A 14,888-nucleotide genomic window follows, 5' to 3' on the forward strand; every position below is an offset into this window, starting at 1 on the left:
CAACGCCAACGCCTGCGACGACGAGTGCCGCCGCGCCCAGCGCTGCAGCGTCTCACGCTCGTCGTCGGTCAACGCGATCGCCACCGTCGGCCGCCCACGCCGCCCCATCCCACGCCCTTTGCTCGCCGTCAACGAACTGACGCGAGCACCACATCAAATTTCTCAGCCAAACAAGCGGACGGCACACTAGGGTCCGATAGGCGTAAGCTTCGGTCGGGTGAACGTAGCCAGGGTGGCTACGTTGGCTACGTCGGAGGGACCACGAACGCGCGACTGGTTGTAGGCCACTCTTCACTCTCGGCCATGTTCGGCGGCGACGTCAGGGCGTGCTGTCGCCGAGCGTGTAGGGTGAGCACGCTGCTCGGCGTGCTTCAAGAACTGGTAGGCGTCATGCACGTCTCGCCGGTTCGAGTCCCGGCTCCGCGAACCATGTCAGTGGCCCGCGCGACGGGCCGACCGCTTCCCGCGCCGGTGATGACCACCACTGTCCGGCCGCGGGCGCCGGGGCGGGCCTGGTCAGGTCTGACCACCTCGTGCCGTCCAGCCGATTCGGCGTATTTGGGGTCACGCCGGGGCCCTTGCCGTCGCACAATGCTGTCAACGGCGCCAGCCACCGCACCTTGGGGCGCGGCGGCGGGCGCGCCCAGGCGGAAGGTTCGGCGCCGGCGCCGACTGTGCATCCTGCTTCGTCAATGACCGGCGTTTCCGCGGGCAGTGGTTGCCGATGTCGCTCGCGGCGAGTCAGCCGTTCCCCCGCTTGTGGTTGACCCGCTGTCCTGCTTCCAGGGGGACTCCAGCGTTCGATGTTCGTTCGGCGAGTGATAGGACCGCACGGCGCGGTGATAGATGCGTTGCACGACGGCGCCGCTGGTGTAGCGGTTCGATCCATGTCCTCGCTGCGGCCGTCGACGCACGCTTGCCAGCGTGATGTGACTAGACTAGACTAAGTTCATGACGATCGTGAATGTTCACGAAGCGAAGACCCACCTGTCGCGGTTGCTCGAGCGTGTCGAGCAGGGTGAGGAGATCGTGATCGCCCGCAACAACCAGCCGATCGCTCGCCTCGTCGCGCACACGGCGCCGCAGCGTCGGCCGGGGAGCCTGCGCGGACGCATTCGGATCGCGGAGGACTTCGACGACCCGCTGCCCGACGAGCTGGCCGACGCCTTCGGCGGGTGACGTGCTGACGACCTACGCCGTCCCAGCCGGGGTGGCTTCGCGACATCGCCCGACGGGTCGGAGCGGTTGATGTCGCTGTTGTTGGACACCCACGTGTTCCTGTGGTGGCTGGTGGACGACCCGCAGTTGTCGCGCGATGCTCGCGCGACGATTGCCGACAGCTCGGTGATGGCGTTCGTGAGCGCGGCGAGCCTGTGGGAGGCCGAGATCAAGACCGCGCTCGGACGCCTCGAGCTTGACGTCGATGTCATCGATCTCGCCGCCGAGGTGACCGGCAACGGCTTTGTCGAGCTGCCGATCACCGGTCGGTACACGCGCACCGCTGCGACGCTGCCGCCGCACCACAACGACCCGTTCGACCGCATGCTCATCGCGCAGGCCATTGTGGACGACCTGCGCTTGGTGACCGCCGACCAGATCATCGGACGGTACGGGATCGATGTGCTATCGACATGAACGAGAGCCCCGACGTAGCCAGCAACGTAGCCGTCGGGGTCGCCCAGACACGACGGGACGCGGAGCGACATCAATGGACCCGTCGGTTCGTATTGGACGAAAGACGTCGTGCCTGTGCGGTTTCTACGCTGCGTGGCGGTCGAACACGATCGGACGTGGGTGCGTCTGCCTCGACGTAGCCCGTCTCGACAGGCGTTGGATTGGTGTGCGCACGCTCGGCCACTGACGCGCCGGCTTTGTGTCGCTGCACTTCGCGCAGCGCAGCTGTCAGCTCCGTTCGCAGGGGCAGTCCCGTTCATCGACAGGCGCAGCTAGGGGACCGCTTGGCCTCGGTGATGCTCTCCGGCAGGTTCGATGGGATCGGCGAGCGGCTGATCCCGTTCCCGTCTGCGCATTCCCACTCGGCCTATGGGGTCGGCGTTGCCACTGGTCGCGGCTTCGAGTTCGTCGTGGTTGATCCTGCGGCGACTCCCGCGACGTATCAACCGCATCGCCAGCACCGCCGACTGGGGACGCTCACCGTCAACGTGCGCCTGCTCGCCGGTGACCGCAGCGTCCGCATCCTCGAGCGCTTCGTCAACCGCGCGCTGCTCGCCACCCTCGTGGTCGCGCTTGGCTGGTCTCCGCCCAGCTCATCGCCGGAACCTCCGGCCCGACGCTGGACCCACCCGGCGTCATCGGATTCCGTCGGTCCGCTGATGAGCGGGATCCTGCGAAACCTCGTCGAGATCCTCGGGGCTCGACCATGAAAGGGGGTCAGATGCCGCTTCTACGCCGCAAGCGTGAAAGGACCAATCTGTCCGGTGCCAGGGCGACACGGACCGCGATCGCCGCAGGGTGGAAGCGCACTTTGCCACCGTCACCGCTGTGCCCGCCGGTGGATTTGCTGGCCGTGGAGCAGCCCAGGCGATCATGTTCGCCGACCGCGACCGCGATGGTGTCGAGAGCCAGCGGCAGGTCGAGCCCTACCGCCAGGGCTTCCGCCGCTGCCGTTGGTACTTGGTGGCATGGGATCTCGATCGCCTGCAGTGGCGCTCGTTCCGACTGGATCGCTCGGCGGTGCCGAGACCATAGCCCGAGACGCGGTGAGCAATCATGCGGTGTCGGTGTCGCGGGGGATGGACACGAACTGGGCGCCTTGGTGGATCTCGACGATCTCGTCGGCGGCGAACGTCTCGGCCACCCGGCGATCGCTGCTGAGCTCACCCAGGTCAAACACGCTCGGGTCGAGGTCGGCCATGCGCAGGACCGCGTTTGCGGTCTGGCGCAGCTCCGTGGTGTCGAACGGCCGTCCGTCGATGACGAAGTGGACGGGCTTGCTGGCCGGCGGCCTGATCCTGTCAGCCATGAGTTCTGGCGTTCCCTCGTGTTGCTGAGTGATAGGTATTGCCCTTGTCGTGAACTCGTGTTGAATCGAAAGCGTCAGTGCCGCGGGTCACCCGTCTCGCGACCACAGTGGATCGGCTCGCCGGACCGGAGACTGGAGGTGGTCGCCGCGTGCATCGCGGAACCAGGCTCCTGGATTCCTGTCCGGCGGAGCCGATCCGCCGCATGTTTCGCGGGACCGAGACCCGCGAAGCTTTCGATCCGCCGCCCGATCGCGACATCAGTCGTGACCGATGACGGCGAGTGGATCCCGCCGACCCCTCCAGGATCACCCGCTGCTGCAGGATCGGGCACGGCTTGAAGCGATCCTCGACGTGATGTACATCCAGATCCAGAAGGTCATGCACCCCTTCAGGGCCACGGTCGGCAGAGGGGACGCCGGGGCACGTCACGAGCACACCCTCGCCGGCGGTGAGAGCCCCGACGACGTGCTCCAGACGGCGACGCTTGCGCTGCTCAGCTATCCGCCGTCAGGACTGACCACCACATGGGAGGCCCTGGCTGTCGGAATCGCTCGCAACAAGGCGGTCGACGCGATCCGACGCGCCACCAGGGGACGGCGGACCTCCTCGGTTGACAGCGAAGGCGCGCACGATCGCGAGATGAACGTGGTGCCGTTGTCCAACGCAGACGGCGGTCACGATCCGCTGGACGCGGTGCCGGCCGACGCCGACACTAAGGCCGAGTTCATCGCGTCGCGCCAGCAGTTGATCCTGCTGCGGCTCGCACGAAAGCTGCTCAGCGACCGCGACCGGCAGATCTTCTTCGAGATCCACCACTTCGGGCGCAGCCGGGCCGAGGTTGGCCGCACGCTCGGGCTGACCGGCCAGCGGGTCGGTCAGATCTACGGGCAGGCCGCCAGGAAACTGCTCGCCGCTGCGCATGACGACCCCGCGTTCCGAGCGGTCAGCGACTTCGTAGGAGGAGCGGATGACCGCATCGGATGATCGTGTCGACGCCGTGGTCGAGGCCTTCATCGACCACCTCGAAGGCCTGGGCGAGGCTCCGGCGCTCGATGATCTCGACGTCGAGGAACGCGCCCGCGCCGAGGCGCTGATCGGCAGCCTCGAGGCGGGGCGCGGGATCGACCCGTACGCGTCGCGACCGTCGCTGGAGCAGCTGCTCGCCGGCACGCCACTCGAAACGGCGTTGGAGGCACACGACGTTGACCCTCGCGATGACCTGCTCCACAGGATCCGTGACCGGCTGACCCTGTATGCACCGTTCCACGTGGACATCTGGCCGGACAACGCCGCTGCCGCGATCGGCATCGGCTCGGACTTCGTCGCGCTCGTCAGCGCACAGCGCCTGCGCATCCAGATCCGCTCCGATGTGGAGCCGTCGAGGCTGGCTTCGCTGGATCCGGCCGCCGTCGCCGGTCCGCTCTACGGCGCGTTCCCTGACACCGCCGGCGTCATCGTCGTGCACCCCGGCGACGAGCTCTCCAGCATCGCGGTCGATCCGTTCGACACCGAGCCGTACATCGAGACCCCTGCCGGCACCGTCGCACGACCGGTGATGCATCGACCGATCATGCCGCTGGAGGACACCGTCCGCGCCTACCTGGACGAGATCGCGCCCGCCCTGGACACGACGGTCGATCTGGCCGCCATGCGCGCCGACGACGTGGATCCCGCCGCCGTCGCCCGCGACGCCGCGCGCCGCGCCGTCGAACACATCGTCCAGGATGGCCGTCGAGCCAAGATCGACGCGAAACGGGCCACCTGGTCCGACATCGGGGAACCGGAGATCGACGCAATTGGCGAGCTCGTGCTCGACGCGATCACCGGGCTGGATCACGCGACCCTCGAGTCCCGGGTCGACGCGCTGGCAGGCGCCACATGATCGAACGACTCCAGCTTCGACGCTGGCGCGCCTTCGATAGCCTCGACCTGAGCTTCGAGCCAGGGACGACGTTCGTCGTGGCGCCGAACGGGGTGGGGAAGACCTCACTGCTGCTCGGCATGGCCTGGGCGATCTTCGGCGACCAAGCCAAGGTCAACGCGCGTGACCACATCCGGGTCGGTTCCACCAGCGCCGAGGCCGAGGTCACCTTGTCGCTGAATGGTGACCGCCTCGCCATCCGCCGCACGGTGACGGACCGAGGCAGACCCTCAGCCGACCATGAGCTCAACGGCGACCGCATCACCGAGCGCGACCTCCAGTCCCTGCTACACGACGTCTTCGCGGTGCAGCCGGCGGTCGCCGCACAGCTCTCGTTGATGATCGGCGGCGGGCACGTCGCGAGCGAACGGGCGCTCGACCTCGAGGACCACCTGTACGACGCGTTCGGCATCACCGCGCTGCGGGCGGCGGCCGAGCAGAGCGCCGCCATGGCGAGGGCGGCCGCCAGGCAGCGGGAGGACGTCCGGTCCGTCGCGAAGCAGGGAGTCGCCGACAGAGCGGCGATCCAAGCCGAGCTCGAACAGCTCGACGGCGCCATCGCCGAACGGCACGAGCGACGCAGTCGACTGAAGGCGGCGCTCGACGAGGCACACGTCGCCCGCGATCGAGCGACGGACTGGACCCGCCACGCCGCCGAGACCGGACGCTACGAACACGCGCTCGCCGACGTCATGCGGACCGCCCGCACGCTCGGTCTGGAGGCCGGGGCCGATGAGCTCACCGCTGCAGTCGACGCGGCCCTTTCCGACGCCCGCGCCGAACTGGCGGACGTCTCGGAGCGCATCATCGACGCGCGCGTCAGAGCTCGATCGGCGCAGAACGCACTCGCGTTGCTCCAGACCGACACGCCGTCGTGTCCCACCTGCCTGCGGCCATTCCATGGCGGGGAACTGGCCGAAGCCGTGCGAGCCCAGCAGATCGATGCCGACGGGGCCGCGCAGCAGGAGACCAACTGGCAGGCCACGGCTGCGGCGATCGAGAAGCGGGTCGCTCGACTCGACAAGCTCCGTCAGGAGCTGACGCTTCTGCCTCCGGTGCCAGTCGCCTCGACCGACGGCCGCCCCGACGGCGACGCGGATGCCCTGGTCGACGAGGCGCTCGCCGCGCTCCAGGAGCACGATACGCAGTCTGGCCGCCTCGAACACGAGCGGGAGCGGATCAAGCTCGCTCTTGCCGATGACGAGGCGCTCCGGCGAGCGGACGAGACACAACGCAAGGCGTACCGGCGGGAGGCGATCACCGGCGCTGTCGCAGCCGCACTCGACGAGGCCACTGGGCAGCTCATACGCGGATACATCGAGCCGCTCTCGCAACAGATCAGGTTCCGGTGGAAGCAACTCTTCGGCGAAGAGGGTCTCCAACTGAAGCCTGACGGCACGATCGTCCGCGTCGTCGGCGACCGGGAGCTGCCGTGGAACTCGCTCAGCGGTGGTGAGCGCATCTGGGCTCGCCTGGTCACGCACCTGCTCGTGCTGGCCACATCGACCCGTCTGCCGTTCGCATGGTTCGACGAGCCCCTCGAGCACCTCGACCCCCGGGCGCGACGCGTGGTCGCCGCCGCGCTCGCCACCGCCACCCGCACGGGCGGTCCGCGACAGCTGGTGGTGACGACCTACGAGCACGCCATCGCCCGGCAGCTGGCCGCGGATGTGCCGGAAGCGTCAATCCGCTACGTGCGGCGGCGTCCCCGCGGTGACGGAACGAAAGGAGCACCCTGATGGCACGCGCGATCTGGACGGGTGCGATCAGCTTCGGCCTGGTGACCGTGCCGGTGCGGCTGTACACGGCGGCCTCGTCCCACAAGCCGACCTTCCACCAGTTCAAGCGAGGCGCCGGCCAGCGCATCCGCAACAGACGTGTCACCGAGGACACCGGTGAAGAGGTCGACTATGACCACATCGTCAAGGGCGCCGACATCGGGGATGGCCGCCATGTCATCGTCACGCCGGAGGAGCTCGAGGCGGTCAAGCCGGGTCGCAGCCGCGCACTGGAGATCGAGGACTTCGTCGCTTTGAACGACATCGATCCGGTGGTGTGGGACACGACGTACTACCTCGGGCCCGACGGCGAGGTCGCCGAGGGTCCATACGAGCTGTTGCGGCGGGCGATGGTCAACACCGGCAAGGTCGCGATCGGACGTTTCGTGATGCGGGACAAGCAGTATCTCGCGACGATCCGGCCCATTGGGCAGGTGTTGGGTCTGTCGACGATGTACTTCGCCGACGAGGTTCGTGGTGTCGACGCGGTCGACCGTGCACCGGTGGACCGCGAACCCGATGATCTGCAGCTCGAGATCGCCCAGCAGCTCATCCGGTTCATGGCGACGGACTGGGATCATTCGCGGTACCGCGACACCTATCAGGAGCGTGTCGACGCGCTGATCGACCGCAAGGCCCGCGGTGACGGGGTCGTCATCGAGCGCCCGCCCGCGCCGGCGGAGAAGGCCGCCGGGCTGCTGGAGGCGCTGCGACGCAGCATCGAGGAACGCACCCGCGCCGCACGTGCACGGAGCGCTGACGCCGAGCGGAACCCGTCATGAGTGCAACCCGCCGTCCTCGTCGCGTAGCTGCGTGGAGTACGTTCGCCGCACGTCACGGATGGACTGCGTCGTCCGGTGCGGCAGCGCGACGATGCGACGGTCGATCTGCGGCCAGTGCCGTCGGGTCCGCGTGCATCGCACCGCCTCCTGTTCCGGCCGGTGACCCCGTGTGCGTTCGAACATGGCAGACGCACCATGCCTCGCCATCGGTGCAGGTGAGGGTCACTCGCGGTCGTCACGATGCGAAGGCTGCCAAGGACCACAGGTGCCGCGCGCCGGTCCCGTAGATGGTAAGGAGCGTGCCTTCCGGACCGTACGTCCATCGGCGCGCACGGCGGCGCCGGCGACGTCGACCGTGAGGTCCGCGGCACCCACGACGTCCGGTTTGCCCATTCTCGTGCGACGGCGGCGGCGTGGCTGGCAGGCCCGCCAGGGCAGTGACGACGCCCGCAGCGGCAGCCAGGCCGTGCATGTCGAGCGGGGAGATCGGCGGACACACCAGGATGACCGGGCCTACGTAGCCAATTGGCAACGCTGGCTACGTCAAGTGGGCTTGACATGACTCGATCCCCCGCATGTAGGCCGTGACGCGGATGGCGGGACGGCGGATCACTGGTCGATCTCGGCAACGACGGGGTCGTGGTCGGATGGGTGGACGCCGTCGACAAGTCCACCCGCGGCGAAGGCGCGGGGGACCGTGACCGAACCGGCGGTCATGGCTGGGCGGGCGAGGATGCAGTCGACACGTTGGTAGATGTGGCGGTGCCGGCCAGGGTGAGCGCCGAGAACGCGCTCGGATAGTTGAGCACGGCGACCTGGGCGACCATCCCGCTGACGCCGATCCCGGCGAGGTGCGCGGGCCCGCCGCCGAGAGCGTCGGCAAGGGCAGCGGCGTCGGCGGCGAGGTCGCGCAGGGTGTAAGCGGGCGCCGTCGGGTTCGCCGTCGTCGACTCGCCGCTGTCGCGCAGGTCGTAGCGCACCACGCGCCGCCCGCCGGCGGCGAGGCGCTCGCAGAGCGCGTCGGGCCAGGAGAGCATCGTCGTCCCGCCCGCGAGCAGGACGAGTGGTGCGTCATCGCCACCAAAGGACTCGATTCCCAGGGCGACCTTATTAGCGTTGACGGTGGTCATCGGCCGTCAGCTCTTCAGGGCGGCGACGACCGGCGCGGTCTTCGAGTAGCCGGCGGCCTCGACGATCTTGCCGTCGATGACCTGCATGACGTTGACGCCACGGACCGAGTCGTCGGGGCCGGGGCCCCAGACGTACCGCCAGCGGATGAGCGCCCACTCGTCGCCGGTGTGGACGTCCTCGACCTCGAAGTGGCTGGTGGTGTCCTCGATGAGCGCCTTCCAGGAGCTGAACGACGCGTCATAGCCCTCGTAGCGGGTGCCGTCAGGGGCTGGCTGGACGCTCTCCATGACGCAGTGAGGAGCGATGATGTCCTCGAGGAGGGTGGCGTCCCGCTCTTGGAACGCCTGGTTGAAGCGGTCGATGACCTCGTCGGTTGTCTTGGTCATGATCGTGTCTGCCCTTCGTGATGGAGGTTGGCATCTGACCTTGTTGCGCTTCCTTGGACACGGTGTCCTCCGAAGGCGGGTCAAGGTACGTCGACGCTCGGTTAGACGGGACCACTGCACCGATCTCATCGGTTGTGGGTCTGTCTGTGGTCTGCCGGCGGGACATGAGGGACTCGTGGGCCCTGGTCCCGAAGCCGGTCAACGATGCCGAGGCGACGGGGTATCACCGGACCACGATCGCGAAGTGGATCAAAGCACGAGGGCCGCCCGGACGGCGAGCGCCGGCTGCCGCGCGAGTGGTGGTGACCGACCCGTGGCAGACCCGTCGTGCTGCGATGATGTCGTGTGGTCGAGGCACAGTGGCTTCGTGGGATGCTCGCCGGTGCCAAACAGCTAGGTCGTGTTTGGTGGATGGCGGGTGAGGTCGCGTAGCCAGATGCGGAGCGACGCGACGTCGATCGTGCCGCAGTAGATGTACTCGCGTTTGTCGGTGCGCATCGCGACCGCTCGGTGCGCCTTGAGCTTGCGGACCGCCCGCTCGACGGTGTTGCGCGCCCGGTAGGCGTCGGCGTCGAACGCCGGGGGCCGGCCGCCGGCTGACCCGCGCCGCCGCCGGTTCGCGGTCTGATCGGCCGGCTCGGCGATCACCGCCCGGATCCGCCGCCGCCGCAGCTGGTCGCGGATCCGCCGCGCCGAGTACGCCTTGTCACCTAACAACACCCCCGGGCGGGTCCGCGGCCGTCCCCGCCCACACCGACGGACCCGCAACCTGGCCAACAGCGGCGCGAACCCCAACGCATCGTTGCGCTGGCCCGCGGTCACCACCCGCGCCAACGGCCGACAACGGGGGATCGGCCAGCAGATGGATCTTGGTGCTCAGCCCGCCGCGGGACCGCCCGATCGCCTCCCGATCCCGCCCACCGCGGCCGTGCGAGACGGGATCCTTGTCATTCGACCGGCCCCCCTGTGTGCCCCGACGCCGCCGTGGCGTCGGCCAACACGCCCACCAACCGCTCCGCCGGCACATCGACCGGCGGCCGACACCGGGCGCCGGCCGCGTCGCAGTGCGCACGCACCACCGTCGAGTCGATCCCCACCGTCCAGGCGTCACCGCCGCCGACGTCGCAGCCGGCACGCAGCCCATCCAGCACGCGTTCCCAGGTGCCGTCCGCTGACCAGCGGCGATGCCGGTAATACACCGTCTCCCACTTGCCGTACGCAGCGGGCATGTCCCGCCACGGCGCCCCGGTGCGGGTGCGCCACAGCACCCCATTGACGATACGACGGTGATCACCCCACTGCCGGTGACCGTCTGGTGGATCGAGTTCGGGAACGGTGGTGGCGGCGCACCGTTGACCGTGCTGAGCGCGGCGGCGTCGATCTCGACTACCTCCGTATGGGCATGATCCGACCTCGTGACCGCTTGCTACATCGGACCGGACGGCTGCCCTCCCGACAGGCCAGCCACTTCAGACGTGGTCCCTGGGGATGGTCACGTGCCAGTTCCGGGATGCCACGCGTTCGTCGTCGTCGAACGCGTCGAGCTGGGCGTGCAGGACGAAGTCGGTACGCGTCGACGTGAGCACCGTCCTGGTGACGGTCATAGCCTCCCACCCGTCCCGGCGGAAGCCGACGGTCCAGCGGGTCTCGCCCCGCACGGAGGTGACGTCGTCACCGACGCAGCTGTAGCGCTCGTGCGCGTTGCGCGTCACATCCAGCGCGATGTCTTCGTACCGCACGACGCCGAGATCCCGGACGACCTCGAGCGTCGATTCGTACTGCGTCAGGTCCCGGTGCACGGTCCAGCGCTGCTCGCCGGGCTCGAGCTGGGTGACACGGATCGGTGGTGTGCCCTCCGGCTCCCCGAACGACGTGAGGACGGCGTCCTCGGCGGAGCGGGGCGGACGGACCGGCAGCTCCAGCGAGCTCGCACCGGTGAACACCGTCAGGCGCACCGGTTCGGGAGGCGGCCAGGCCAGCGGCCAGTACGAGGTGGACACCGAGAGCCGGAGTCGATGACCGGCCGGGAAGGCCTGGGCCATTGCGTTCATGCCGACACGCACGGTGTACCGCCGTCCCGGCTCCAAGGGCTCCGGACGGGCGTGGCCGTTGTGGTGCGTCAGGTTCAGCAGGCCGTAGCTGACCCGGGTCGCCCTGCCGTCGGGGGCGACGTCCGACAGGCGAACGGCGACCAGCGCGATCGGCCGGCTCGAGGCGACGCCCAGCTCGACGACCGGCGAACCGAGGATCTCCAACCGCTCGGTCAACGGCCCGCTGTCGAAGACCAGCGAACCCCCGTCCTCCTCCCGTTGGTCGTACGGCAGGTCCGGCGGTGCGTCGTAGGAGCACCACTTGCCGGCGAACTGTCCGACCGACAGCGGTGACTCGATCGTCAGCTCCTCGGCGAACGGCTGCTCGTCGACCGTCGCGATGCGGCCGCGTCCGAGCGGGCGGGCCTCTGGGACGATGTCGGGTGATGGCCACTCGGGCACGCCGACCCAGCGACCCGGGCGCTCCTCGTAGGAGGTCGACGGCGGCACGCTCTCCTGCATCCAGATGCGCAGCATCGGGCCGTCGAGTACGTCGTTGTCGATGCCCTTGAGCCAGCGGTCCCACCAGGTGACGACCTCCTGGAGGAACCCGATGGCCGGTCCCGGCCTGCCGAGGTGGGGGTACTTGTGGCTCCACGGACCCACCAGGCCCTTGCGGGGGACGTCGAGACCCGCGAGGAGTCGGAAGACGGCGTTGGTGTACCCGTCGGCCCATCCGCTGGCGACCAGGACGGGCACCGCGATGTCGGAGTAGTCCTCGCACACCGAGCCGTGCCGCCAGTACTCGTCCCGGCGCTGATGGCGCAGCCACTCCTCCAGCCAGAGCCCGCTCCCTTCGATCCGCTCGAGCCACAGGTCGCGCCATCGCTCGCCGGCCAGCGCCGGATCGGGCGGGCAGGCGTTGTACGCGAACATCGTCGACGCCCACGACAGGTTGTCCGACAGCAGGCACCCACCCATGTAGTGCACGTCGTCGGCATAGCGGTCGTCGCTGGCGCAAACGGTCACGACCGCGGCCAGTCCCGGCGGCCGCCGGGCGGCGATCTGCAGCGAGTTGAACCCGCCCCACGAGATGCCCATCATCCCGGTGGTGCCGTTGCACCACGGCTGCGCGGCGAGCCAGGCCAGCACCTGCTCGGCGTCGTCGAGCTCGGTGGGCAGGTACTCGTCGGTGAGCACGCCCTCGGAGTCCCCGCTGCCGCGGAGGTCGACCCGCACACAGGCGTAGCCGTGACCGGCGATGTAGGGGTGCTGGACCGAGTCGCGCTGCGACGTCAGGTCCCGCTTGCGGTAGGGGATGAACTCGAGGACCGCGGGCACGGGATCGTTGTCGGAGGCGACCGGACGCCAGATGCGGGCGGCGAGGCGGATCCCGTCCGACATCTGGATGGCCACGTGCTCGTCCTCGCGGATCGGGTACGGCAGCGACGTCACCGACCGCATCCGTCACTCCTCGTCGAACGCGAACGGCAGCGCCACGACGCACCGCTCGTACTTGGCGGCCAGCTCCTCCTCGTCCGCCGCACCGACGTAGATGTTGGCCAGCTTGTAGCTGTAGCTGTCCTGGTCGTACAGCTGTGACAACCGGTCACCCTCCTCTGCGACGAGGTGCACGACGACGCCGGGGATCTCGGACTCGACCGCGGCGACCTCGTCCGGCGTCGGGCTGCGCGTCACCAGGCCGTCGGCGAACCTGCGCAGGAACCACTTCGCCGCGACCTCGTACGGACCCTCGCGGCGGGGCAGCCGGGGCCGGGAGCCGAGCGCGAGATCCACCATCACCTTGTGGTTCGCCGCGCCGTCGACGTCCGCGAACAGGTGGGCATGTGACTGCGAGTGACGCGGATTGACCTCGAGCAGACGCAGGTCGTCGGTCTCGGCATCCCACAGGAACTCCACGTTGAAGGTCGACGCGTCGAGGCCGACCTGTCGGATCACCGCGCCGGAAACCTGGTTCATACGCTCGATGACGCCGGCCGGCAGCCGGGAGGGATACTGGAAGCGCAGGAAGCTCGGGGAGTCCGGGTAGCACAGGGAGTCGATGGCGCCGTACGTCTCCACGGCGCCGTCCAGGCTGTAGCCCTCGATCGTGACCTGATGTCCGTCGATGGACTCCTCGGCCAGGCACGCCCGGCCGCCCACCTCCGCGATCTCGGGCGGCAGGTCGGCTCGGTCGAGGACCCACTCGAACGGCGACGCCACACGATCGATCCCGTCGCGGATGGTGCGCACCGCATCATGGAAGCTGTGATCATCATCGACGCGGAACGCCAGCTCCCCCGAGAACGACTTGACCGGCTTGACCCAGAACGGGTAGTCGAGATCCGGCCGCTCGGGCTCGCCGTCGAGGTCGACGAGTGCGAACCGGGGATGCTCGTCGATCACCTTCGACTGCTCGAGGCGGCTCCAGTACTTGTGCTCACACTTCAGGACCGACTCGAGCGACGCGGACCGCAGGCCGACACGGTCGTTGAGCATCGGCACCATCGAGCTGATCGGGAAGTCCCAGTACCCGACGATGGCGTCGATCGTCGCGTCGAACGCCTCGAGCTGGCGGAGCGCCTTGTCGAACAGGTGCTCGATCGGGATCTCGTCGCCCTGTTGCAGCTCCGCGACGGTGAGCAGCCGGTGGAACGCGTAACGGTCCGCGTCGGGGAGATCCTCGAGGGTCGCGAGGTTGTGCTCTTCCAGGCCCAGGACGAAGATGTTCCTACGCACGTCACTCCACCTGCCATCGATGGCGCCATGTCCGCCGTGGCGCGTCCAGACAGTGTGCTCCGGCATCCGGGGCATCACACGGGGAGGCGAACGTGATGCCCAGACCTGCTGACGCGTCGGCCGGTGGGCGGCTGCGGGCCGCGATGGCGGAGGAGGCGCCACTGCAGCTGGTCGGCGTGATCAACGCCTATGCGGCGATCATGGCCGAGCACGTGGGCTTCAGGGCGTTGTACCTGTCGGGCGCGGGCGTGGCCAACGCGTCCTACGGGTTGCCGGACCTCGGCATGACGACGCTGCATGACGTGCTGGAGGACGTGCGGCGTGTGACCGGGGCCACCGATCTGCCAGATCGACGCCGTCGAGCAGGATCCGACCCTCGGTGGGGTCGTAGAACCGGGTCAGCAGGCTCACCAGCGTGGTCTTGCCGACACACGAAATTAGACACAGCAGAGCGACCCGGCGCCGGAGGGACCGGCCCGGCTCCGGCCGAACCCGCTAGGAGGGGTCCGACATTGGACAGTCAACTACAACACGATGAAATCGTCGACGACGACCACGACGAGCTGCACCGGCTGCCGTCCCAACTCGTCGCGGTCCGCGCGGTCATGGGCGTCGGCGAACCCGACTATCGCGCCCGCTGCGATACCGCTGCGGACACACTCAGAGCGCTTCTGAGCCTCCCGAGCCGCCGGCCGGGCGGTTGGAAGCCGGCCACGTCGAAGCGCTCGACGAGCCGCTGCGCGGCATCCTGGCCGTCCTCGACCGGGCCGACCGGTGACGGTCGAACGGCTTGTCGAACTCGTCATGCGCAGCCTGACAGCCGAGAATGAGATCGCCGACGTGCACCGCGGCCACTCGTCCCACCCGGATCGGGTGTCGCTGGTAGTAGTCGATCATGACGACCGCCGGTGGCGGCTGCTAGTGATGGTCGAGCCGTGGGCAGCACCTGCGTGACGGCCGTGGAGCGCTTCGTCGTGGCAGCCGCGCGGTAAGCTTCATTGGGGGTATCCATTTAACCGGAGTAGGCTGGGGTGGTGGATCACCCTCGTGCCGGTGTGCACTATCCGAGATCGGTCGGCGAGTTCCAGGCCTGGTTTCGTACCGATGCGGACTGTCTGGACTACCTGGAGTGGCTGC

General features: G+C 68.7%; 13 protein-coding genes and 2 pseudogenes. 7 read left to right on the forward strand and 8 right to left on the reverse strand.

The features are described from left to right. The first annotated feature begins 951 nt into the window (after positions 1-951). The 3 genes from VK923_05735 (at position 952) to VK923_05745 (ending at position 2,384) form a co-directional block, all read left to right on the forward strand. Positions 952-1,179: a type II toxin-antitoxin system Phd/YefM family antitoxin gene (locus VK923_05735; protein HSJ44168.1), complete on the forward strand. Its 228-nt coding sequence runs from the start codon at positions 952-954 to the stop codon at positions 1,177-1,179. Between the two features lie 69 nt (positions 1,180-1,248). After that, positions 1,249-1,635, forward strand: coding sequence for a type II toxin-antitoxin system VapC family toxin (locus VK923_05740; GenBank protein HSJ44169.1), 387 nt, complete (start codon positions 1,249-1,251; stop codon positions 1,633-1,635). Between the two features lie 335 nt (positions 1,636-1,970). After that, entirely contained in the window at positions 1,971-2,384 is a 414-nt protein-coding gene (locus VK923_05745; GenBank protein HSJ44170.1) for a hypothetical protein, read from the forward strand. Between the two features lie 344 nt (positions 2,385-2,728). On the opposite strand, the gene VK923_05750 is transcribed toward VK923_05745, so the two are convergent. Then, positions 2,729-2,983: a hypothetical protein gene (locus VK923_05750; protein HSJ44171.1), complete on the reverse strand. Its 255-nt coding sequence runs from the start codon at positions 2,981-2,983 to the stop codon at positions 2,729-2,731. Between the two features lie 271 nt (positions 2,984-3,254). Between VK923_05750 and VK923_05755 the strand changes: the two genes are divergently transcribed. The 4 genes from VK923_05755 to VK923_05770 are packed head-to-tail and all read left to right on the forward strand — an operon-like array spanning position 3,255 to position 7,465. Continuing rightward, complete coding sequence (locus tag VK923_05755) at positions 3,255-3,968, forward strand: sigma-70 family RNA polymerase sigma factor (protein HSJ44172.1); 714 nt, start codon at positions 3,255-3,257, stop codon at positions 3,966-3,968. After that, positions 3,952-4,866, forward strand: a complete 915-nt coding sequence (locus VK923_05760) for a hypothetical protein (protein ID HSJ44173.1) — start codon at positions 3,952-3,954, stop codon at positions 4,864-4,866. Before VK923_05755 ends, VK923_05760 begins: the two co-directional genes overlap by 17 nt. Further along, on the forward strand, positions 4,863-6,644 hold the full coding sequence (locus tag VK923_05765) for an AAA family ATPase (protein HSJ44174.1): 1,782 nt from the start codon (positions 4,863-4,865) through the stop codon (positions 6,642-6,644). The genes VK923_05760 and VK923_05765 overlap by 4 nt, the downstream gene beginning before the upstream one ends. Then, positions 6,644-7,465, forward strand: coding sequence for a Ku protein (locus tag VK923_05770; GenBank protein ID HSJ44175.1), 822 nt, complete (start codon positions 6,644-6,646; stop codon positions 7,463-7,465). The genes VK923_05765 and VK923_05770 overlap by 1 nt, the downstream gene beginning before the upstream one ends. A gap of 713 nt (positions 7,466-8,178) precedes the next feature. Here the strand turns inward: VK923_05770 and VK923_05775 are convergent. The 7 genes and pseudogenes from VK923_05775 to VK923_05805 form a co-directional block, all read right to left on the reverse strand. Next, the gene (locus tag VK923_05775) at positions 8,179-8,595 is read right to left on the reverse strand and encodes an alpha/beta hydrolase (GenBank protein HSJ44176.1); all 417 of its coding nucleotides are present in this window, start codon (positions 8,593-8,595) and stop codon (positions 8,179-8,181) included. A gap of 6 nt (positions 8,596-8,601) precedes the next feature. Then, positions 8,602-8,982 (reverse strand): nuclear transport factor 2 family protein, encoded by a 381-nt coding sequence (locus VK923_05780; GenBank protein ID HSJ44177.1) that lies wholly within the window; start codon positions 8,980-8,982, stop codon positions 8,602-8,604. Between the two features lie 483 nt (positions 8,983-9,465). Continuing rightward, positions 9,466-9,910 (reverse strand): annotated as a pseudogene (locus VK923_05785) (transposase). A gap of 115 nt (positions 9,911-10,025) precedes the next feature. After that, positions 10,026-10,313: pseudogene (locus VK923_05790) on the reverse strand (transposase). Between the two features lie 138 nt (positions 10,314-10,451). Continuing rightward, the gene (locus VK923_05795) at positions 10,452-12,476 is read right to left on the reverse strand and encodes a CocE/NonD family hydrolase (protein ID HSJ44178.1); all 2,025 of its coding nucleotides are present in this window, start codon (positions 12,474-12,476) and stop codon (positions 10,452-10,454) included. A 3-nt stretch (positions 12,477-12,479) separates the two neighbouring features. Continuing rightward, entirely contained in the window at positions 12,480-13,751 is a 1,272-nt protein-coding gene (locus VK923_05800) for a hypothetical protein (protein HSJ44179.1), read from the reverse strand. Between the two features lie 219 nt (positions 13,752-13,970). Continuing rightward, positions 13,971-14,201 (reverse strand): ATP-binding cassette domain-containing protein, encoded by a 231-nt coding sequence (locus tag VK923_05805; GenBank protein ID HSJ44180.1) that lies wholly within the window; start codon positions 14,199-14,201, stop codon positions 13,971-13,973. Positions 14,202-14,888: the final 687 nt, after the last annotated feature.

The sequence above is a fragment of the Euzebyales bacterium genome, assembly GCA_035461305.1.
GTDB lineage: Bacteria > Actinomycetota > Nitriliruptoria > Euzebyales > JAHELV01 > JAHELV01.